Annotated in this window: 21 protein-coding genes; 6 read left to right on the top strand and 15 right to left on the bottom strand. The window is 53.2% G+C overall.

Annotation, left to right across the window (positions count from 1 at the left end; genetic code table 11):
• Nucleotides 1-5 precede the first annotated feature (5 nt).
• From KP22_RS19040 to aguA, 3 genes are all read left to right on the top strand, one after another.
• Nucleotides 6-764, top strand: coding sequence for an ABC transporter ATP-binding protein (locus tag KP22_RS19040; protein ID WP_039325804.1), 759 nt, complete (start codon nt 6-8; stop codon nt 762-764).
• Between the two features lie 602 nt (nt 765-1366).
• Entirely contained in the window at nt 1367-2251 is an 885-nt protein-coding gene (aguB, locus tag KP22_RS19045) for an N-carbamoylputrescine amidase (protein WP_039307814.1), read from the top strand.
• A gap of 3 nt (nt 2252-2254) precedes the next feature.
• A complete protein-coding gene (gene aguA, locus KP22_RS19050) occupies nt 2255-3358 on the top strand; it encodes an agmatine deiminase (RefSeq protein WP_039307811.1) in 1104 nt (367 codons plus the stop codon).
• Between the two features lie 133 nt (nt 3359-3491).
• On the opposite strand, the gene tpiA is transcribed toward aguA, so the two are convergent.
• Nucleotides 3492-4259 (bottom strand): triose-phosphate isomerase, encoded by a 768-nt coding sequence (tpiA, locus tag KP22_RS19055; RefSeq protein WP_039307810.1) that lies wholly within the window; start codon nt 4257-4259, stop codon nt 3492-3494.
• A 151-nt stretch (nt 4260-4410) separates the two neighbouring features.
• Nucleotides 4411-5010: a YiiQ family protein gene (locus KP22_RS19060; protein WP_039307807.1), complete on the bottom strand. Its 600-nt coding sequence runs from the start codon at nt 5008-5010 to the stop codon at nt 4411-4413.
• 258 nt (nt 5011-5268) lie between these two features.
• Here KP22_RS19060 and KP22_RS19065 point away from each other — a divergent pair, with 258 nt between their 5' ends.
• Nucleotides 5269-5691, top strand: a complete 423-nt coding sequence (locus KP22_RS19065) for a DUF805 domain-containing protein (protein ID WP_039307805.1) — start codon at nt 5269-5271, stop codon at nt 5689-5691.
• A 14-nt stretch (nt 5692-5705) separates the two neighbouring features.
• Here KP22_RS19065 and fpr read toward each other — a convergent pair whose 3' ends face one another.
• The 4 genes from fpr to KP22_RS19085 all read right to left on the bottom strand — a co-directional run bounded on the left by fpr (nt 5706) and on the right by KP22_RS19085 (nt 10392).
• A complete protein-coding gene (gene fpr / locus KP22_RS19070) occupies nt 5706-6452 on the bottom strand; it encodes a ferredoxin--NADP(+) reductase (protein WP_039325805.1) in 747 nt (248 codons plus the stop codon).
• A gap of 313 nt (nt 6453-6765) precedes the next feature.
• On the bottom strand, nt 6766-7776 hold the full coding sequence (gene glpX, locus KP22_RS19075) for a class II fructose-bisphosphatase (protein WP_039307800.1): 1011 nt from the start codon (nt 7774-7776) through the stop codon (nt 6766-6768).
• Between the two features lie 211 nt (nt 7777-7987).
• Nucleotides 7988-9499: a glycerol kinase GlpK gene (glpK, locus tag KP22_RS19080; RefSeq protein WP_039307799.1), complete on the bottom strand. Its 1512-nt coding sequence runs from the start codon at nt 9497-9499 to the stop codon at nt 7988-7990.
• 53 nt (nt 9500-9552) lie between these two features.
• Nucleotides 9553-10392: an MIP/aquaporin family protein gene (locus KP22_RS19085; RefSeq protein WP_039307796.1), complete on the bottom strand. Its 840-nt coding sequence runs from the start codon at nt 10390-10392 to the stop codon at nt 9553-9555.
• Nucleotides 10393-10943: 551 nt separating this feature from the next.
• Between KP22_RS19085 and zapB the strand changes: the two genes are divergently transcribed.
• Nucleotides 10944-11183, top strand: a complete 240-nt coding sequence (zapB, locus tag KP22_RS19090; protein ID WP_005973326.1) for a septal ring assembly protein ZapB — start codon at nt 10944-10946, stop codon at nt 11181-11183.
• Between the two features lie 259 nt (nt 11184-11442).
• Here zapB and rraA read toward each other — a convergent pair whose 3' ends face one another.
• The 7 genes from rraA to priA all read right to left on the bottom strand — a co-directional run bounded on the left by rraA (nt 11443) and on the right by priA (nt 19587).
• A complete protein-coding gene (gene rraA, locus KP22_RS19095; protein ID WP_039307792.1) occupies nt 11443-11928 on the bottom strand; it encodes a ribonuclease E activity regulator RraA in 486 nt (161 codons plus the stop codon).
• A gap of 134 nt (nt 11929-12062) precedes the next feature.
• Nucleotides 12063-12980 (bottom strand): 1,4-dihydroxy-2-naphthoate polyprenyltransferase, encoded by a 918-nt coding sequence (locus tag KP22_RS19100; protein ID WP_039325806.1) that lies wholly within the window; start codon nt 12978-12980, stop codon nt 12063-12065.
• A gap of 144 nt (nt 12981-13124) precedes the next feature.
• The gene (gene hslU, locus KP22_RS19105; protein ID WP_039307788.1) at nt 13125-14456 is read right to left on the bottom strand and encodes an ATP-dependent protease ATPase subunit HslU; all 1332 of its coding nucleotides are present in this window, start codon (nt 14454-14456) and stop codon (nt 13125-13127) included.
• Nucleotides 14457-14465: 9 nt separating this feature from the next.
• Entirely contained in the window at nt 14466-14996 is a 531-nt protein-coding gene (gene hslV, locus KP22_RS19110; RefSeq protein WP_005973334.1) for an ATP-dependent protease subunit HslV, read from the bottom strand.
• A gap of 83 nt (nt 14997-15079) precedes the next feature.
• On the bottom strand, nt 15080-15955 hold the full coding sequence (gene ftsN / locus KP22_RS19115; protein WP_072012613.1) for a cell division protein FtsN: 876 nt from the start codon (nt 15953-15955) through the stop codon (nt 15080-15082).
• Nucleotides 15956-16043: 88 nt separating this feature from the next.
• The gene (locus KP22_RS19120; protein WP_039325807.1) at nt 16044-17114 is read right to left on the bottom strand and encodes a DNA-binding transcriptional regulator CytR; all 1071 of its coding nucleotides are present in this window, start codon (nt 17112-17114) and stop codon (nt 16044-16046) included.
• A 274-nt stretch (nt 17115-17388) separates the two neighbouring features.
• The gene (priA, locus tag KP22_RS19125) at nt 17389-19587 is read right to left on the bottom strand and encodes a primosomal protein N' (RefSeq protein WP_039325808.1); all 2199 of its coding nucleotides are present in this window, start codon (nt 19585-19587) and stop codon (nt 17389-17391) included.
• Nucleotides 19588-19900: 313 nt separating this feature from the next.
• On the opposite strand from priA, the gene rpmE reads away from it, so the two are divergent.
• Nucleotides 19901-20116: a 50S ribosomal protein L31 gene (gene rpmE, locus KP22_RS19130; RefSeq protein WP_039307778.1), complete on the top strand. Its 216-nt coding sequence runs from the start codon at nt 19901-19903 to the stop codon at nt 20114-20116.
• 82 nt (nt 20117-20198) lie between these two features.
• Here the strand turns inward: rpmE and KP22_RS19135 are convergent, their stop codons facing one another.
• Nucleotides 20199-20609, bottom strand: a complete 411-nt coding sequence (locus KP22_RS19135) for a type II toxin-antitoxin system HicB family antitoxin (protein WP_039307775.1) — start codon at nt 20607-20609, stop codon at nt 20199-20201.
• A 27-nt stretch (nt 20610-20636) separates the two neighbouring features.
• Complete coding sequence (locus KP22_RS22025) at nt 20637-20759, bottom strand: type II toxin-antitoxin system HicA family toxin (protein WP_231566894.1); 123 nt, start codon at nt 20757-20759, stop codon at nt 20637-20639.
• Between the last annotated feature and the right edge of the window lie 18 nt (nt 20760-20777).

The following is a 20777-nucleotide window of genomic DNA, read 5'->3' on the forward strand; positions in this document are numbered from 1 at the left end:
GAACGATGTCCCTGCATTTTCAGCACATTACCAAACACTTTATCGTCAACGGTGCCCCGCTGACGGTGTTACAGGACATCGACTTGTCGCTGCATGCTGGCGAACTGGTTGCAGTCATTGGTACCAGCGGCTGTGGTAAATCGACGCTGCTGCGTTTAGCGGCTGGGATTGATACCACCGGGCACGGACGAATTCTGATTGGCGATCGGCCTGTAAGCGGCATTCCCGACGAGGTTAGCCTGGTGTTTCAGGAGCCGCGTCTGTTTCCGTGGCTTACCGTGACGGACAATATTCGCCTCGGTATGCTCAACCTCAATCTTTCTTCTGCCGAAATTGCGCAGCGAATTGCACATTATCTCCAGATGATGGGGTTGGAAGACTTTGCCGACGCGTGGCCGCATCAACTGTCAGGTGGGATGGCACAGCGTGTGGCGATCGCCCGTGGGCTGGTGTCGACGCCGCGCATTCTCTTGCTGGATGAACCTTTCGGCGCGCTTGATGCGCTGACCAAACAGCAGTTACAGGAACGTCTGGCGGAGATTCGCCGACAAACGGATTTGACGATCTTGCTGGTGACGCATGATGTGGAAGAGGCCGTGTTTCTGGCGGACAGAGTGGTCGTCATGTCACCCCGTCCCGGTCGGATTAGTGCAATTCTACCGGTCAATTTGGCTTATCCGCGTGACCGAACCAGCACCGCCTTGTTGGAGCAACGCCAAGCGGTCAGTCAGGCGCTGCATCAGGCGGATACCGTTGAAGCCTGAGCGATCGCTTCCTTCCTAATTTTTAGCATCGACAGTCAGGCTGTTGATAAATTTATTTTGCTGAACGAAAACGGTAGTAACGGAATAGAAGAGTAAAGCGTTTGCGCCAGGGATGGCGCAAGCCGAGCGCACAGGGATGTGTTTACAGCGTCTTTACGATCTATCCGTTACTACCGCTCAACGGATTTTTACAGAATCCGCCGTGGAAAAGGCGGTTTTTTCTTTTCTGTTCGCCACGCGAGATCATTCATTTTCAACATAGTGAAGTGCTGTCATTAACTGGCATAATGCGCATGTCATTCTCGGTCAATACCTTAACAGGATATTCCTATTGGGTATGCGCAGGTGTGTTGGCCTATACTCGTCATACTTCAAGTTGCATGTACGTTGGCTGCGTTCACTCACCCGAATCACTTACTTAAGTAAGCTCATCGGGATTCCTTCTCTTGCCGCCTGCCTGAAACTTGAATTATTTAGAGTAGACACTCGTTAAGGCCGCGCCGGTTAATGCCGATGCATAATCGTGACCGAGAGAAACACTTATTGCCGATACTTGCCGGTGAAAAAGGGCGGGTATATATCGTTATTATTGAGGTTTTCGCATGAAAAAAGTTACCGTTGCCGCAACACAAATGGCGTGTTCCTGGGATCTGCCCAAGAATATCGAAAACGCTGAAAAACTGGTGCGACAAGCGCATGCAAAAGGCGCGCAGGTTATCCTGATTCAGGAACTATTTGCCGCACCGTATTTCTGCATCGATCAAAGCCCGGAGCACTATGCGCTGGCGCAGGAGCTGGAAACCAGCCCGCTGATTAAGCATTTCTCTGCACTGGCGGCGGAGCTGAACGTGGTGCTGCCGTTGAGCTTCTTTGAGCGTGCCAATAACGCCTATTACAACTCGCTGGTGATGATTGACGCGGATGGTTCCGTGTTGGACGTTTACCGCAAAACCCACATTCCGAACGGTCCGGCGTATCAGGAAAAGCAGTTCTTCATTCCTGGCGACACTGGCTTTAAAGTCTGGCAGACGCGCTACGCAAAAATTGGCGTGGGCATTTGCTGGGATCAGTGGTTCCCAGAAACTGCACGCAGTCTGGCGTTGCAGGGCGCAGAGCTGATTTTCTATCCGACCGCGATTGGTTCTGAACCCGCTTATCCGGACATCGACAGCCAGCCGCATTGGACTCGCGTTCAACAAGGCCACGCCGCTGCGAATCTGGTGCCGGTAATTGCCTCTAACCGCATCGGTACAGAAGCCAGTAAATACATCGACGGTCTGGAAATGACGTTCTACGGTTCTTCTTTCATTGCCGATCAAACCGGTGCGCTGTTGGCTCAGGCCAATAAGACGGACGAAGCTATTCTGGTGCATGAATTTGATTTAGAAGCGATTGCTGCTCAGCGCGCCTCATGGGGCCTGTTCCGTGACCGTCGTCCAGAAATGTACGACACCATTGCCAGCTCAGACGGCAAGACCCGGAGATAAGTGATGTCACAGTTAGCAACTCCTCATCTCACGACGCCACATCAGGATGGTTTTGCGATGCCCGCCGAGTGGGCACCGCATGATGCCGTGTGGATGATCTGGCCATATCGTACTGACAACTGGCGCGAGCAGGGCGTTCCGGCGCAGAAAACGTTCGCACGCGTGGCGGAAGCCATCGCCCAAAACACGCCTGTTATCATGGGCGTGCCATCACGCTACATGGCAGATGCACAAAAAGTAATGCCGGTAAATGTTACGCTGGTGGAAATGGAGAGCGATGACGCCTGGATGCGCGACACTGGCCCAACCATCGTGCTGAATCAGGCTGGTGAGCGTCGGGGTATCGACTGGCAGTTCAACGCCTGGGGCGGTGAGCTGGGCGGTCTGTACGAAGACTGGCGTCAGGATGAGAAAGTCGCGGTGCAGGTGCTGGATTATCATCAGGCTGCGCACTATGCCGCACCGCTGATTCTGGAAGGCGGCTCGATCCATGTCGATGGTGAAGGCACGTTGCTAACTACGGCGGAATGCTTGCTCAATCCGAACCGTAACCCGCACCTGAGTAAAGCCGAAATCGAACAGCTGATGCGTGATTATCTCAGTATTTCGACGATTATCTGGCTGGAAGAGGGCGTGTACAACGACGAAACCGACGGGCATATCGATAACATGTGCTGTTTCGTGCGTCCCGGTGAAGTCGCGCTGCACTGGACGGATGATGAAAACGATCCGCAGTATGCACGCTCCGTCGCGGCCTATGAGGTACTGTCGGCCGCGCGCGATGCGCAAGGGCGTGAGTTGAAAATCTGGAAACTACCGGCTCCCGGCCCGCTCTATGCGACCAAAGAGGAAGCGCAGGGTGTGGACAGCGGCGATGCGGTTGAGCGCCTTGCCGGTTCTCGTCTGGCAGGATCTTATGTGAATTTCCTGATTAGCAATCAGCAGATCATTTTCCCTCTGCTGGATGAGAAGACGGATGACGTTGCACGCGATCTGCTGCAACAGATGTTTCCTGGCTACGTGATTAGCGGTGTGCCTGCGCGGGAAATCCTGCTGGGCGGGGGAAATATTCACTGCATTACGCAGCAAATCCCAGCGGTGAAGTAGCTATTGAGCCGTTAACTGACGGTTTAAAAGAAGGGCGACGGCAGTGAGTCCGTCATAAAAAAGCCGGTTGGCGCAATAGCGTGAACCGGCTTTTTGATTAGACGAACCTTTGGCCGCCCATTTTCGATAAAGCTTAGCCGCGTTTAGCGTCGGCTGCGGCTTTCACGATAACGGCAAAAGCGTCGGCTTTCAGTGATGCACCACCGACCAGCGCGCCGTCGATGTCTGGCTGAGTGAACAGCTCTGCGGCATTCGCCGCATTAACAGAACCGCCGTACTGAATGATAACTTGCTCGGCAATAGCAGCATCTTGTTTAGCAATGTGGTCACGGATGAATTTGTGAACAGCCTGAGCCTGTGCTGGGGTTGCTGATTTACCGGTACCGATAGCCCATACGGGTTCATAGGCCACAACGGTGTTTTCAAAGGCTTTTGCGCCCAGCGTATTCAGCACAGCGTCCAACTGACGTGCACATACCGCCTCCGTCTGGCCTGCTTCGTTTTCCGCTTCGGTTTCGCCAATGCACAGCACCGGAATCAGGCCCGCGTCTTTCAGCACGCCAAATTTCTTCGCAATGAATTCATCGCTTTCTTTATGGTAGGTGCGGCGCTCAGAGTGGCCGATGATGATGTATTTTGCGCCGATATCTTTCAGCATGTCGGCAGACGTTTCACCGGTGAAAGCACCAGAAAGGTTCACGTCGACGTTCTGCGCGCCCAGTGCAATGCGGCTACCTGCCAGTTGGTGATTAGCCTGATCGAGGTAGATTGCAGGGGGGGCAATCGCTACACCGCAGCCGTCAACGGTGCTGAGCTCTTTGCGCAGACCCGCGATCAGTTCGTTGACCATGTGAGTGCTGCCGTTCAGCTTCCAGTTACCCATAACTAATGGATGTCGCATCTTTTTTCCTCCAGCCGGAATCGCTAATGAATCAATGCATTAATGCATTAATGAAGTAAACAGTACTGCCTATCAGGCAATATAACTTGCCCACAGTATAGAGACGAAATGTGACCGTGGCTCTGTTTTTCGTCATTAATTACTGCATTGATCACGGTTCAGATAGCGTTAGCTTAATCGGTTCAACAGCAAAAGTTAGCCCTTTTTCGCCGTCATCTGCAACGACATAGCGCAAGGCACCTTCCGTTTGCTGGTAAAAGCGCTGTCCTTTGCCTTTCCCCAGCAATTCGGTGACTTTTTTTACACTCTGTTCTTCCGTCAGTGATGGGGCGAACGTGCGTGCGAGTGCTGCCATATAGTCTATGGCCTGTTTGCGACGTGCTGCGGTTTCTTGTTCGCTTTGCGGCTGCGGTAGCCAGGTGATTTGCAGCGTTTTGATTTTTCCTGTGCCTTTCTCCAGTGCGGTTGAAGCATAGAGATGCTCGTTGATCCGGCTGGCGGCACGGGTCAACATGCTGATGTTATTGCCGATATCGACCACCCGAAATTCACCGATCGGCAGCGTGGGGTTGCTCAAGTTGTAGCGAGAACGGAATTGCATGATGGTTTGATCGAAGGTTGGGGCTCCGGCCAACAGGTATGGTGCATTGGCTGATGTCTTGGGAGGAAACGTCGGATCGGCTCCCGCATGAGTCTGGTAGAGCACCAGCGATGATAAAACTAAAAGTGAAGCGATGCGTTTTCGTGTCATAGGGATTCGGGTCAGCCACTTCAGAAGATGTCCAGGCCGATAACGGCAGAATACGTTTGATTAAAGCGGCATTTGTATGTCGTTGTCAAAAATAGTGCACTGTTGCCCGAAATCGCACGGGCCTGTCAAAAAATAGTACGAAGTTGTCAAAAATCGCGTAAAGGTTGCAGGTAACCATCTTGGTTGAGGTAAAATCGCTCAGACTAAAATACAGATTCATTCGGCCAGACAGGCTAATCATTCAGGGCGTTATCGTTAATGACATTACAGCAATGGTGCTTCTCATTTAAAGGCCGTATTGGCCGTCGTGATTTCTGGCTTTGGATGGCTATTTGGGTGGCGCTGATGGCGGTATTGTTTACGCTTTCTGGTCAAAGTTGGCTGGATACGCAATTGACGGCGTTTGGTTTGGTGGTACTGCTGTGGCCGACAGCGGCGATGATGGTGAAACGGCTGCACGACCGTAACAAAAGCGGTTGGTGGGCGCTGCTGTTAGTGGTGGCGTGGATACTGGCCTCAGGGAATTGGTACATGTTTTCTGCCATCTGGCAGTGGGGCATTGGCCGTTTCTTGCCGATCCTGATTATCGTGATGACGTTGCTCGACTGCGGTGTTTTTCTGGGAACAAAAGGGGAAAATCGGTTTGGCGCAGAGGCGGAGCCATTTCGCTTCCGCCGCTGAGCAACGCGTGTTGCTTACCAATAGTTCTCGGCGGTCATATGACCGGGTCTGCGACGCAGGTGCTTGGTCATCTGCCGCTCTTCTTTCAGCAACAGTTGAGTATCACGTACCATCTGTGGGTTACCGCACAGCATGACATGACTGGTGGCGGTATCCATCGGTAAGCCCACGGCGGCTTCCAGTGCGCCGTTGCTGATCAACGTAGGAATACGGCCTGTTAGCGAACCAGGTTCCTCTTCTCGGCTGACCACCGTTTGAATATGCAGTTTGCCGTGGTAGCGCTGCTGTAACTGCTGCATCAGCGGTAGATAGCTCAGGTCGCGTGAGAACCGGGCGGCGTGAACCAGCACGATGTTCTTAAAACGCTCCAGATCCTTGCCTTCCTGAAGGATCGACAGGTAAGGGCCGATGCCTGTGCCAGTTGCCAGCATCCACAACGTTTCACAATCAGGAATCTCTTCCAGCACGAAAAATCCGGCAGCCTCTTTGACAATCATGATTTCCGAACCGGGCTGCATGGCATGCAGATGAGGGCTAAGTTTGCCTTCCGGCACGGTCACCAGATAGAACTCAAACGTAGGATCGCTGGGGGCATTCACGTACGAATACGCGCGTTGCACTTTTTCACCCTCAATCTCCAGCGCCAGCTTGCCATACTGCCCGGCAGTGAATGAATCGATGGGCGCGTGAACCCGAATGCTAAACAGACTTTCCGTCCAGTTTTCCACCTGAACCACTTTGCCTGTCACCCATTCAGCCATATTTTTCTGCTCCTGTTGCTTGCGTTATTCCCGTCATACTTCAAGCGGTATGTACGTTGGCAATACTCGGCTCATCTCTGAGCCTCGCCCTGAGGGGTCGCCGCAAGCGGCGTTCAAATTGGCTAAGCCAATTTGTTCTTACTCACCCCAGTCACTTACTTCAGTAAGCTCCTGGGGACGCGCGCGATTGCCGCCTGCCTGCAACTCGAATTATCCAGAGTATCGATACCACTATTTGTACACGTAAGTCGTGCATCTAAGATACGCTATTTATTAACAATTGTGAAACAATCAGTCAGTTGGGCTGTACTTGCTACAGCAGGAACTCGTGTAGCTTGCGATCCTTACGATCCAGATAGTGCGTCGATTTAATCCGGCGGATCGTGCGAGATTTACCGCGGATCAACAGTGTTTCTGTGGTGGCCATGTTGCCTTTACGTGCGATTCCCTCCAGCAAGTCACCTTTGGTTATGCCGGTCGCGGAGAAAATCACGTTGTCGTTACGCGCCATGTCATCAAGCTTGAGGACGCCACCGGCTTCGATGCCCATTTGCTGGCAGCGTGCCAGCTCATCTTCACCGATACGGCGGTTTTCAGCGCTATCTCCTTTGACCTGATGACGAGCCAGCAAACGCCCCTGCATGTCGCCGTCAAGCGCACGGATAACGGCCGCCGAGATGACGCCTTCTGGCGCGCCGCCAATGCCGTACAGCACGTCAACTTCACTGTCCGGCATGCAGGTGAGAATGGATGCGGCTACGTCGCCGTCTGGAATCGCGAACACTTTCACTCCCAGTTGTTGCATTTCCGCGATGCAGGCATCGTGGCGCGGTTTAGCCAGCGTTGTCACGGTTAATTGGCTGAGCGGTTTACCCAGCTTTAGTGCGACATTGCGCAGGTTGTCCGCCAGCGGCAGGTTGAGGTCAATCGAGCCTTTCGCTTCGGGGCCGACGATTAGCTTCTCCATGTACATGTCTGGCGCGTGCAGAAACGCACCTTTTTCGCCGACGGCCAGTACGGCCAGCGCATTCGCCTGACCCATCGCTGTCATCCGTGTGCCTTCAATCGGATCGACAGCAATATCAACGGCATCGCCCTGACCGGTACCGACTTCTTCACCGATGAATAGCATGGGCGCTTCGTCGATTTCCCCTTCGCCGATGACAATTTGACCGTTGATATTGACCTGATTCAGCATAATCCGCATCGCCTGTACGGCGGCATTATCGGCGGCGTTTTTATCGCCACGACCTAACCACTTATAGCCTGCCAGCGCGGCTGCTTCGGTGACGCGAGAGAACTCAATGGCTAATTCACGTTTCATAAATACCTGTCTGTTGTCGATCGGGAGGGAGTCGCCTCATGTTAGCCATTTAAGCCTGAATTTACTCGCCCAGTTCCCGTGGTCGCCCCGGGTATCTCGGTTCTTAAACGATCAACATTAGGATATGGAATAGGATTTTATCACAACGGGGAAGGGCAGCGGTTAAGTGATGCGGAAAAATCGGGCGCGACAGGCGCGCCCGATAGGGGGGTTACGCGTCGTGATCTTCCCAGTTACGGGCGCGGGCAACGGCTTTCTGCCAGCCGCTGTAGCGAACGTTACGCTCCACGGTTTCGATGCTGGGACGAAATTCACGCTCAATAGTCGCTTTGCTCTTCACTTCATCCAGATCGTTCCAGAAGCCAGTGGCAAGGCCAGCCAGGAAAGCGGCACCCAGTGCGGTGGATTCACGTACTTCCGGGCGTTCCACGCGCGTGCCGAGGATGTCGGACTGGAATTGCATCAGGAAGTTGTTGGCGACTGCGCCACCGTCAACACGCAATGATTTCAGCCGCGTATCAGCATCTGCCTGCATAGCATCCAGCACGTCACGGGTCTGGAAGGCGATGGATTCCAGCGTTGCACGAATGATGTGGTTAGCATTCACGCCACGAGTCAGGCCGAAGATCGCGCCACGGGCATACGGGTCCCAGTAAGGAGCGCCCAAGCCGGTGAAAGCGGGTACAACATAGACGCCGTTGGTGTCCTTCACTTTCGTCGCGAAGTACTCGGAATCCATGGAGTCGCCAATTAGCTTCAGCTCGTCACGTAGCCACTGGATGGATGCACCGCCAACGAACACGGAGCCTTCCAGCGCGTAGTTCACTTCGCCGCGTGGGCCGCAGGCGATGGTGGTCAGCAGACCGTGTTTGGACTGCACCGCTTCTTTACCGGTATTCATCAGCAGGAAGCAGCCCGTGCCATAGGTATTTTTCGCTTGTCCAGGGCTGACGCAGAGCTGGCCGTACAACGCCGCCTGCTGGTCGCCTGCGATACCGGCGATAGGAATACGCGTGCCGCCTTTACCGCCGATGTTGGTCTGACCGTAAACCTCTGAAGAGCCGCGTACTTCTGGCAGCATCTCGCGCGGGATATCCAGCGCTTCCAGCATACGGGTATCCCATTCCAGCGTATGAATATTAAACAGCATGGTGCGGGAAGCATTGGTGTAATCCGTTACGTGAACACGCCCTTGCGTCATTTTCCAAATCAGCCAGGTATCGACGGTACCAAACAGCAGTTCGCCGCGTTTGGCGCGTTCACGGGAGCCTTCAACGTGATCCAGAATCCATTTCACCTTGGTGCCAGAGAAGTAGGGATCGACTACCAGTCCGGTGGTATTGCGAACGTACTCTTCCAGACCGTCTTTCTTTAGCTTCTCGCAAATTTCAGCGGTACGGCGGCACTGCCAGACGATGGCGTTATAAATCGGCTTGCCGCTCTCTTTTTCCCATACGACGGTGGTTTCACGCTGGTTGGTGATACCAATACCCGCGACTTCATCCGCGCTGATATCGGCTTTCGCTAGCACTTCGACCAACGTTGAGCTTTGCGTCGCCCAAATTTCCATCGGGTCATGCTCGACCCAGCCCGCCTTTGGATAAATCTGGGTGAATTCACGCTGTGAAACACTAACGATATTCGCATCGTGATCCAGTACGACAGCGCGGGAACTGGTTGTGCCTTGGTCGATAGCGACAATGTATTTTTTTTCCGGGTTCATAAATCCAATCCTGTAATGATTAACCGTGAAATAGGATGGTCGTGGCGTTAAGTTTAACGGCTTTCACGACGCGTGGTAGCTTCTGCCTCGGGTTCGCATACATCGCATGGCAGATTACGGCCAATCAGTGCGCGATAACCGAAGGCACCCAGACAGGCACCAATGATGGGGCCAAAAATAGGAACCAGGAAGTAAGGGATTTCGCGTGCGCCGGTAAAGGCGACGTTGCCCCAGCCCGCTAGAAAAGCGAACAGCTTAGGGCCAAAGTCACGCGCTGGGTTGAGGGCAAAGCCAGTCAGCGGCCCCATGGATGCACCGATAACGGCAATCAGAATACCGATCAGCAGGGGAGCAAGCGGCCCGCGTGGGATTCCATTACCATCATCGGTCAGTGCCAGAATCAGGCACATCAGAATCGCGGTGATGACGGTCTCAACCAGCAGCGCCTGCATAACGGAAATGTGCGGATTCGGATACGTCGAGAAAATGCTCGCTAAGCTCAGGCTTTCCGTACTGCCGCGCACCATATTGTTGGTTTGTTCAAAATCTACGAACAGATTGTAATACAGCCCGTAGACCAGTGCGGCGGCACAAAATGCCCCTGCAATCTGCGCCACAATGTAAGGCAGAACCTTGCGTCCATCGAAACAGGCAAACAGCCACAGGGCGATAGTGACGGCTGGGTTGAGGTGAGCACCGGAAATGGCTGCGGTCAGATAGATTGCCATCGCAACCCCCAGACCCCAAATGATGCTGATCTCCCACTGTCCGAAGCTGGCTCCCGCCAGTTTCAATGCGGCGACGCAGCCGACACCGAAGAAAATCAGCAGGCCAGTGCCGAGAAATTCGGCGATGCACTGGCCTCTTAGCGTTGAACGTTCTGCTTGGCTCATAATTTTTTTCCTGCTGGGTAACGTACAGAGTGGTAGGCCTAAGGATACCGTCTGGCGGCATCCTCTGTTTTAAATGTATTTATGATGTGAATTTATCGTTAATGAGCGAAAACGAGAAATATCGAAATTAAAATGTGTGTTGCGTGTCAAAAAAATGAGCGTATTCGCTTATAAAATGACTCGTAGTGGTTTTTCGTTCATGGGTGATAGTAACGCTCAGGTTAAATTTATTAACACAATAGACGTAACGGGGAAGCGAACGGGGGCGTTTGCAGTTTGAATCGCTTGTTTTTTGGTTTGTATTGCCCGTTTTTCAGTTTGTACTGATAGTGTTAAGTAAGAAAAGCTGCGACACTCGCGTAGTGGGGGACGTGCGCTAGACAGGGGGCCATTGGCTACATACAATTTCGTTATGGTCTGTCTTGCCAGCCGTCCCGCGGTCAGGACTATGTTTGCGGGCGGATGACGCGACACCGTGAGTGTTGGTTACAGAGTCCGAAAGCCAGCGTTAACCGATCTTTGCCTTGTTGCGATTAAAAGGGGTTTGAAGAATGTCATTTGAAGTGTTTGAAAAGCTGGAAGCGAAAGTTCAGCAAGCGATTGATACCATCACGTTGTTGCAAATGGAAATTGAAGAGCTGAAAGAGCAGAACAACACGCTGTCGCAGGATGTTCAGGCGGCAGCGGGTTCACGTGAAGCGCTGGTGCGCGAGAACGAACAGTTGAAAGAAGAGCAAGTGGTGTGGCAAGAGCGCCTGCGTGCGCTGTTAGGCAAAATGGAAGAAGTCTAATAGGACTTTTGACAGCCTGAGAAGCCTGTTTCACTGAAGTAGAACGGTGATAATGGGATAGAAGAGTAAAGCGTCCGCGCCAGGGACAAAAACGTCAGGAACGTTTTTGAACGTCGCTTGCGACGGCTCTGAAAGGGGGAATCTCAGGGATGAGATTCCTATCTGCGCGGCTCGAGCGTACAGGGATGTATTTACCGCGTCTTTACGATCTACCCATTATCATCGCTCGACGCCATCAATCCCTGACAATTCAACGATATTATTCAATATCCAGCGGATCTTCCGACAGAATAATGCCTGTATTATCGGCATACAGATGGTCACCGGAGAAGAAGGTTACGCCGCCGAAGTTGACGCGAATGTCGCTTTCGCCGATGCCTTCGCTACCTGCGCCGACCGGAATCGCTGCCATCGCCTGAATACCGATATCCAGCTCCGCCAAATCGTCAACCTGACGCACGGCACCATATACGACAATGCCTTCCCACTCGTTTTGGGTCGCCAGCCGGGCGATTTCGGCGTTGATCAACGCGCTGCGCACTGATCCTCCACCATCGATCACAAGTACGCGCCCGAGGCCGTTTTCTTCAAGGAGGTCGAAAAGCAGGCCGTTATCCTCAAAACATTTCACCGTGGTGATTTTGCCACCAAATGAAGTACGCCCGCCAAAGTTGGAGAACAGAGGCTCAACAACATTCACCTCTTCGTGGTAGATATCGCACAGTTCGGAAGTATCGTATTTCATAGGATTAACGTCAGGTTGCCGCCGGAATCATGAGTATATCCCTTTCTGGCCGCTGTTGGCAAAATCATCAAATGTTAACTTGATGCGCATCAGTAAATGAGCGCCGCTTTTCGCCCGCGCTCACTTTACCTGCACTAACTCAATATCACGCCAACGGCGAACAAAATGTTAGTCAGCAACGCGCCTTTCACTGTTTTTTCCAGCATCGGACGCATACTGAACGCGCTGGTTTCACGCAGCACATAGCGCGCCTGTTGAATCAGCAGCGGGAGTGCCAGAACAAACAGCCAGCCCGCCAGACTGTGCAGATAAAACGTCGCAAACAGACCGAGACACACCGGTGCCAGCAGCAGTAGCATCGTATGGTAGAAGCGTGCTTTTTCCGCGCCAAGACGCACCGCCAGCGTGTTTTTTCCACTGACACGATCGTTGTCGATATCGCGCAGGTTGTTGATATTCAGTACCGCTGTCGCCAACAAACCGCAGGCTGTCGCGGGCAGCATCACGATGCTGTCGAAGTGGCCGGTTTGCAGGTAGTACGACCCGGCGACGCTGAGCCAGCCGAAAAAGATCAACACCGAGATATCGCCGAGCCCGATGTAGCCATAGGGTTTATTACCGACGGTATAGGTGATGGCGGCGAAAATAGCCAACAGTCCCAGAATCAGAAAACCGAAGATATCCGCTGGCTTTTCACATGCCAGAATGACCAGACTCACACCAGAAATGATGGTGAGTATCACGGTTACGATCAGCGCATTGCGCAGTTGCAACAGTGTAATGACACCAGTCTGGATGCCGCGCAACGGCCCGATACGTTCCTTGGTATCGCTACCTTTTATCGCATCCCCATAGTCGTTCGCAAGATTGGAAAGGATTTGCAGCAGTCCGGCGGTCAACAATGCCAGTAATGCTACGCCCGGTTTAAAACTGCTATGCCAGCTCGCGATCGCCGAGCCGGTGACGATGGACGCAAAAGCCAATGGCAACGTTTTTGGACGTAGACTATCCAGCCAGGCTTTGGTTTTGCTGCTATGGGTCGATAAGGTCATGGTGTGCTTCAATTTTATTGACGATTCAATTGCGTGAATCATCCGTTTATAAACAAAAAAAGTCAGTGATGGCGGCGTCAGAAACAAAAGTGGGAGGCCTACGCCTCCCACTTTATCGTTAATAGTGCGATCCGCGAAAACGGATTATAAGATAAATCGACTCAGATCTTCATCTGCTACTAATTCATCCAGATGATTACGTACGTAATCTGCGTCAATGGTAACGCTTTGGCCGTTCATTTCGCTGGCGTCGTAAGAAACATCTTCGATCAAACGCTCCATCACGGTGTGCAGACGGCGCGCGCCGATATTCTCGGTGCTTTCGTTCACCTGCCAGGCCGCTTCGGCAATGCGACGGATACCATCGGCGGTGAATGAAATATCCACGCCCTCCGTTGCCATCAACGCTTTATACTGTTCGGTCAGCGAGGCACTCGGTTCTGTCAGGATGCGCTCGAAATCTTCCGTCGTTAGCGCCTGTAATTCCACACGGATCGGCAGACGTCCCTGCAACTCTGGAATCAGATCGGACGGGCTGGCAACCTGGAACGCGCCGGACGCGATAAACAGGATGTGGTCAGTTTTGACCATACCATGCTTGGTCGATACGGTGCAGCCTTCAACCAGCGGCAGCAGGTCGCGCTGAACGCCTTCACGGGAAACATCCGGGCCTGAGCTTTCGCCGCGCTTACAGATTTTGTCAATCTCGTCGATGAACACGATACCGTGCTGCTCAACGGCTTCAATCGCCTGCTGTTTCAGCTCTTCCGGGTTTACCAGCTTGGCGGCTTCTTCTTCTATCAGCAGCTTGAAAGCATCTTTAATTTTGACCTTACGGGCTTTCTGCTTCTGTCCTGCCAGATTCTGGAACATGGACTGTAGCTGATTGGTCATCTCTTCCATGCCTGGCGGCGCCATGATCTCTACGCCAACGGGGGCGGCAGCCAGATCGATCTCGATCTCTTTGTCGTCCAACTGGCCTTCACGCAGTTTCTTGCGGAATGCCTGACGTGCAGCGGAAGGCTCTTGCGTGCTTTCCGCCTGTCCCCAGTTGTTTTTCGCCGGAGGAATCAGTACATCCAGAATACGCTCTTCCGCCATCTCTTCCGCACGGAAGCGATTTTTTTCGATGGACTGGAGGCGCACCATTTTTATCGCGGAATCCGTCAGATCGCGAATGATGGAGTCAACTTCTTTACCTACGTAGCCAACTTCGGTGAATTTGGTTGCTTCCACTTTGATGAACGGCGCATTGGCGAGCTTTGCCAGACGGCGAGCGATTTCGGTTTTACCTACGCCAGTCGGGCCGATCATGAGAATGTTTTTAGGCGTCACTTCATGACGGAGTGCTTCGTCCAACTGCATACGGCGCCAGCGGTTACGCAGCGCGATGGACACGGCACGTTTCGCTTTATGTTGGCCGATGATATAGCTGTCGAGTTCGCTGACTATCTCGCGCGGGGTCATTTCAGACATAGTTGATCCTTACGCCTTGGAGGCTAATTCTTCTATCGTGTGGAACTGGTTGGTGTAGATACAGATATCGCCAGCGATCCCCAGAGATTTCTCGACGATATCACGGGCACCCAGTTCGGTATTTTCCAGTAAAGCACGAGCTGCTGCCTGTGCATAAGGACCGCCGGAACCAATAGCGATCAGATCGTTTTCAGGCTGCACGACATCGCCGTTACCGGTAATGATCAGCGAGGCATTTTCGTCCGCGACGGCTAGCAACGCTTCCAGTTTGCGTAACATTCGGTCAGTACGCCAATCTTTAGCCAGCTCGACGGCCGCTTTCACCAGATGACCCTGATGCAATTCCAGTTTGCGCTCAAAAAGCTCAAAAAGGGTAAAGGCATCCGCCGTACCGCCTGCGAAACCGGCGATAACGCGGTCATGGTAGAGACGACGTACTTTACGCACGTTGCCTTTCATCACGGTGTTGCCCAGAGTGGCTTGTCCATCACCGCCAATGACCACTTGGCCGTTGCGGCGTACGCTTACAATTGTTGTCACGAGTCAGTCCCCGTTTGAAGAAAAAGACCCCCGCATGATTCGGGGCACATTGCTGTTATAGATGGGGGAAAGCGTGGGGTTTTTCAACCCCCGCTGGCAAGAGGAATACAGTTTGATGCGCCCGCGCCCTTAAGACGTTGGATCATGCTATCTGCGGCAGCGCGGTTGTTGTAAGGCCCCAGCATAATGCGGTTCCAGCCACCGTTAGAGGTGATGCGGCTTTCGATACCGGCAAACGCCAACTGTGCCCTCACTGATTCGGCAGGGTCCATGGTTTTGAAGGAGCCACATTGGATCGCCCAGCGCTGGGTTTTTTCGGCTTTTGGCGCTTCAGGCTGTTTGACCGGCTGTTGCTTCGGTGCTTCCTGTTTTGGTGTTTCTTGTCTTGGAATGTCTTGCCTTGGAACAACAGGCGTCGTTTGCGTAACGACTGGTGCACGCGTTGCAGGCTGGGTCGTCACAACAGGCTGCTGTTGCATCGATTGCGTCGGCGGCTTGATCGTCACCTGAGAGCGCGGAACCTGAGTCTGGTCGTTATACGGCACCTCGGAAAGCTGTGTTGGCTGACGCCGCATATCAGACTGCATCTGTTCCAACAGCTGGCGCTGTTCATCTGTCAACTGTACCGGTGACCGGATCTCTCCACCTGCTGAAGGTTCCGTTGGTGTCGTAACGCCCAACTGACGATTTTCCAGCTCTTTGATGTAACGCCAACGTTCTTCCGGTTTGGGGGGCAGCCCATTACCTTTGCCCGTGTTCTGATGCGGCAGGACGGGGGAGTCTTCGGGTTTATTATGGGCGATAAAGTACAGACCGCCCGCGAAGGTGACCAAAACGGCAACAGCGAGCGCAATCATCGTTTTGGACGCACCTGAAGCTTTGCCTTTTTTTCGGCTATTTGTCGTTTTCCGACGCGTTCCTGATGAACGTCCCCGGCTCACGTAGTCTCTTTGTGCCACTGTCGTTTCGCTGTGAATTGATAGGTAAATAACATAATTAGGGGGCCATGTTACTGAACCCTCAAATATTTGACCAGCACCTGAAGTCTTAAAGCCTGTTACGGGCGTAATTTGGGGCAGCGACGCTATCGCGTATGACCAACTCACTGGACAACAGACGGGAACCGCTTTGTACCGTGTTACCTTGCAACTGCTCTAAGAGTAGCAGCATTGCCTCGCGTCCGATCTGGTAACGTGGTTGAGCCACAGAAGTCAGAGGAGGCCAGCAGTACTGCGTCTGTTCTATATCGTCGAAACCGATGATGGAGAGATCGCGCGGGATATCCAGCCCCATTTTTCGAGCCTGCGCCAACACGCCCAACGCCATGAGATCGCTATGGCAGAAGATAGCGCTGGGTGGCTGTGGGTGTTGCATTAGTGCAATCAGGCCATTGATTCCCGTTTCGTAGGTGAAATCGCCCCGAAAGATATACTGGTTATCGATAAGCATTCCGTTGCGGCGCAGGGCTTGAATATACCCTTGCAGACGATATTGGCTCAGATGCATGTGTTCCGGGCCTGCAATGCAGGCGATACGCTGATGGCCTGCAATGCAGGCGATACGCTGATGGCCTGCCTGCTGCAAATAGTGTACGGCTTCAAAGGCGGCAGTCAGGTTATCAATATGCACAGTTGGCAGCGCCAGATCCGGCGAAAACTCATTCGCCATCACCATTGGTGGCAGATTACGCTGCTCTTCCTGGCCTGCGTCAAACGGCAGATTAGAGCCGAGCAGCACCATGCCGTCGATCTGTTTGGTAATAATCAGATCGACGAACGTTTTTTCTTTCTGATGCTGATGAGCGCAATCGCCAATCAACACCAGATAGCCGTGTTCGGCTGCCGTTTCCTCGATCCCACGGAATATTTCGGAAAAATAAGGATCGCAGATATCTGGCACGATCGTTAAGATCGTGCGTGACTCGTTACGCTTGAGGTTTCTGCTGAGTGCGTGAGGCGAATAGCCAACGGCGATGACAGCCTGCTCGACCTTCCTGCGGGTGGTCGCAGAGACTTTCTCCGGGTTCATTAACGTTCGGGATACGGTGGCAGTGGAAACGCCAGCCTCATCCGCCACGTCTTTCATCGTCGCCGTGGTGACGCCTTTCTTCTGCTTCAACGCTTTTCTCCTTGCGTCAGCGTTAACTGGCGCTGACTGCCAGCAGAACGCTCCTGTCCGCTGACTCTCTATATGATTACGGGTAGACTTTCCGACGCAGTATGCTTAGCTAAGTGGCACCAAATCCCAGAATACTGCCTGTGCAAACAGTGATAACAGATTGAACGCAGGTTTTGTTGCTTAATTTGCACAGAAAGTGTGATGAATATCGTGTTTTGGACGCGGCTCGCAAAAAATGCGTGGCAAAAAAACCGAAATGGCCTAACAGGAAACGCTAACCGTCTGTGGGGTCGACATCTAATACCCATTTCACTTTACGTGCCTGCGGCAGTGTACCGATTAGCGCCAACGACGTTCTGACCAGTTTCTGTAACAACGCTCTGGAGGGATGTTGTAGCAAAAGTTGCCAGCGGAAGCGCCCCGCGCGTTTGGGTTGTAAAGCAGGCACTGGACCCAGCAGCCAGAGTGATTCATCCCGCAGCGGGCTCGCCTCCAGCAAATTACGCAATTGCTGGAGGAATAAAGCGGCCTGCTGATTATCGTGGTCGTCAGCGCGGAAGATGATATGGCTGGTAAACGGCGGCAGAAAAACACTTTTTCTTTCGGTAAGCGCCTGACTGGCAAAGGCATCATAGCCCTGTTGTAACAGCGTTTGTAATAGCGGGTGTTCCGGATGGTGAGTTTGCAACGCTACCTCGCCAGCCTTGCCAGCACGTCCCGCGCGACCAGCGACCTGAGTGTAGAGCTGGGCAAAACGTTCGGCTGCGCGAAAATCGGCTGAGAACAGTGAACCGTCAACGTCCAGTAAGGCAACCAGCGTTACGTCAGGGAAATGGTGGCCTTTCGCCAACATCTGTGTACCGATGAGAAGACGTGCGCCTCCCTGCCTGACCTGCGAGAGCTGCTGTTCAAGCGCACCTTTACGACTGGTGGTATCACGGTCGATGCGGGTAATCGGGACATCTGGAAAGATCGGGGCAAGGCTTTGCTCCAACTGCTCGGTGCCCAGACCGACAGGCACCATATTGGTCGAGCCGCAGGAGGGGCACTGTTGTGGAACCGGACGCTGGCTGTCGCAGTGGTGGCAGCGCAACATCTTCTGATGCTGGTGGTAGGTATAATAGTGATCGCAGCGCTGACACTCGGCAATCCAGCCGCATTCATGGCACATCACCACGGGGGCGAACCCGCGCCGATTGAGGAACAAAATAACCTGATTATCGTTCGTCAGATGGTGGCGGATGCGGGTAATCAGCGGCTGGGATAACCCGGCCGTCAGCGGCAGTCCTTTCAGATCGATGACGTGCTGTTTGGCCAGCGCGGCATTGCCCGCTCTTTTGGTCAAATTCAATCGTCGATACTTGCCGATCTGGACATTATATAGCGTTTCCAACGCGGGCGTTGCTGTTCCCATCACGATCGGAATATCTTCTTCTCTGGCACGAAAGACTGCCAAATCACGGGCGTGATAGCGCCAGCCTTCCTGCTGTTTGTAGGAGCTGTCGTGTTCTTCATCGATCACAATCAGCCCCAAACGGGCAAAGGGGGTAAATAGCGCCGATCGCGTCCCGATGACGATCGCGGCTTCACCGCTGCGGGCGCGCAGCCAGACGGCGAGGCGTTCGCTGTCGTTGAGTGCCGAGTGCAGCACATCCACCGGGGCGTTAAAACGTTCGCGAAAGCGGGCGATGGTTTGCGGCGTCAGGCCAATTTCTGGCACTAACACCAGCGCCTGCTTACCCTGTGCCAACACGTTTTCCAACACGCTGAGATAGACTTCGGTTTTGCCCGAACCGGTGATACCCGCGAGCAGCCAGGCGGCAAAATGATTATCTTCACTGCGGATAGCGCCGACGGCGGTGGCCTGCTCAGTATTCAGGCGCAAGCGTTCAGTGGTCATGCTAAAACTTTGACGCCAGTCATGAGGCGTTTGCTCCGCGGCTTTTAATTCGCATAGTCCTTTGCTACGCAGCGCCTGTAGCGCCGTCTCCGTCAACCCGATTTCGCTCACCTGATGGCGATAAAGTGGCGACTGAAGTAAGGCCGCCAGCGCCTGCTGCTGTTTAGCTGCGCGTTTGAGCGTACTGAGTGGTGTCGCTCGGCCTTGTTCGGTGGCAAACCACTGCCAGAGCGGTGCGCGGTGCGCGGGTTTCCCCTGTCGCAGCAATATAGGCAACGCATGGAACAGCACTTCGCCAATCGGGTAGTGATAGTACTCGACTGCCCACAGTAAAATACGCCACAGGCTGGGTGGAAACAGCGGCTGTTCGTCCAACACGTCATGCACGGGTTTTAATTGCTCAAGCGGAAGTGCGCTGGTGTCGCTCAGTGCGGTAATAATGCCGATGGCTTTACGGTTACCAAAAGAGACGCTGACGCGTGTGCCGACCTGCGGAGCCACTCCCCCTGCGGGTAGCAAATAATCGAATGTACGTGCTAGTGGCACGGGCAAAGCGACCTGAGCGACAGACATAACTTCTCCGTGGTAGTGGGCGTGATTTTCGCGGCGATCCATGACATAACCGAGCGGTCTATATCATGCGCGACGCAGGGTGAAAATAATTCAAGGCGCTAGTGTACATGCTGCGAGGGATAATGTGTGGATGCGATTGCATCGGGGTACCAGATTCTGTATGATCCGCCGCCATTGTGTCGTTAGAAGAAATGATCGTGCCGTTCGCGCCAATGGTTATTTCGTTCGCATAATGAACTTAACTTACTCAACTTTCGTGTGGTGTCTGGCGGAACAGGGCTGGATAGCGACACGGCCTTAACAGAGGTTTCCCATGAAAAAAGGTATTCACCCGAATTATTCTGAAGTTACTGTAACTTGCTCTTGCGGTAACGTTATCAAAACCCATTCTACCGTGGGTCGTGACCTGAACCTGGACGTCTGTGGCGAATGCCACCCGTTCTACACCGGCAAACAACGTGATGTTGCAACCGGTGGCCGTGTTGACCGCTTCAACAAGCGTTTCTCCGTTCCAGGCGCTAAAAAATAAGTTTTACTGGCCAATTGGTACAGTAACTTTCTGCAAAGGCACCGAACAGGTGCCTTTGTTGTTTTTGGTGGCTCAGTGCTGTTCATCGGGAAGACGAGATTCGCTCTAATGCCGCCTGCGCGAGAAAACCTGAGCGGCTTTTAAATTCAGGATTACTCGCCACGCAACGATCAATTCGGTCAATCAGTGATTTAGGCAGCGTGACGTTAATTTTTTCTGAACCGCCCATTAAACGCGTCACATCGATATCAACAACCGCCCACGTGTACCCAGCGTATTCTGCGCTTTTTGCCAATTGGCCTACTGAAGACACGGTGGGAATATCCTGACCCATCTCGATCAGTAGTTCGATATGTCCGGTAATCGCCTCTCTAGCATTCGCGATGGCGTCGTCTAGCGTCTCACCCGCAGAAAAACAGCCCGGCAGATCTGGCACTGTTACACCGTATGCGTGGGTATCGTCGCCTGCTTCAATTGCAATCGGATAATACATAATTAAGCCTCTTCGAGTCAGCGATGATCATATTCCTGCCTGTTTCCTGATGCTTTTTACCGTGCCTATCGGTAAATCTTTCTTAGGGTGGGGGATTGTGACTAACCCCGGTTTACCAGGATGCATAAAATGGTGGTGGCTTCCGTTCACTCATATCAGTTCCCACCC

It is taken from the genome of Pectobacterium betavasculorum (assembly GCF_000749845.1).
In the GTDB taxonomy this organism is placed as follows: Bacteria; Pseudomonadota; Gammaproteobacteria; order Enterobacterales; family Enterobacteriaceae; genus Pectobacterium; species Pectobacterium betavasculorum.

Coding starts and splice junctions, on each gene's coding strand:
- KP22_RS19100 (WP_039325806.1), bottom strand. CDS start 12,980: ATGACCTTATCGACCCATAGCAGCAAAACCAAAGCCTGGCTGGATAGT.
- aguB (WP_039307814.1), top strand. CDS start 1,367: ATGAAAAAAGTTACCGTTGCCGCAACACAAATGGCGTGTTCCTGGGAT.
- hslU (WP_039307788.1), bottom strand. CDS start 14,456: ATGTCTGAAATGACCCCGCGCGAGATAGTCAGCGAACTCGACAGCTAT.
- KP22_RS19135 (WP_039307775.1), bottom strand. CDS start 20,609: ATGTATTATCCGATTGCAATTGAAGCAGGCGACGATACCCACGCATAC.
- KP22_RS19040 (WP_039325804.1), top strand. CDS start 6: ATGTCCCTGCATTTTCAGCACATTACCAAACACTTTATCGTCAACGGT.
- glpX (WP_039307800.1), bottom strand. CDS start 7,776: ATGAAACGTGAATTAGCCATTGAGTTCTCTCGCGTCACCGAAGCAGCC.
- rpmE (WP_039307778.1), top strand. CDS start 19,901: ATGAAAAAAGGTATTCACCCGAATTATTCTGAAGTTACTGTAACTTGC.
- glpK (WP_039307799.1), bottom strand. CDS start 9,499: ATGAACCCGGAAAAAAAATACATTGTCGCTATCGACCAAGGCACAACC.
- priA (WP_039325808.1), bottom strand. CDS start 19,587: ATGTCTGTCGCTCAGGTCGCTTTGCCCGTGCCACTAGCACGTACATTC.
- zapB (WP_005973326.1), top strand. CDS start 10,944: ATGTCATTTGAAGTGTTTGAAAAGCTGGAAGCGAAAGTTCAGCAAGCG.
- KP22_RS19065 (WP_039307805.1), top strand. CDS start 5,269: ATGACATTACAGCAATGGTGCTTCTCATTTAAAGGCCGTATTGGCCGT.
- KP22_RS19085 (WP_039307796.1), bottom strand. CDS start 10,392: ATGAGCCAAGCAGAACGTTCAACGCTAAGAGGCCAGTGCATCGCCGAA.
- fpr (WP_039325805.1), bottom strand. CDS start 6,452: ATGGCTGAATGGGTGACAGGCAAAGTGGTTCAGGTGGAAAACTGGACG.
- tpiA (WP_039307810.1), bottom strand. CDS start 4,259: ATGCGACATCCATTAGTTATGGGTAACTGGAAGCTGAACGGCAGCACT.
- rraA (WP_039307792.1), bottom strand. CDS start 11,928: ATGAAATACGATACTTCCGAACTGTGCGATATCTACCACGAAGAGGTG.
- aguA (WP_039307811.1), top strand. CDS start 2,255: ATGTCACAGTTAGCAACTCCTCATCTCACGACGCCACATCAGGATGGT.
- KP22_RS19060 (WP_039307807.1), bottom strand. CDS start 5,010: ATGACACGAAAACGCATCGCTTCACTTTTAGTTTTATCATCGCTGGTG.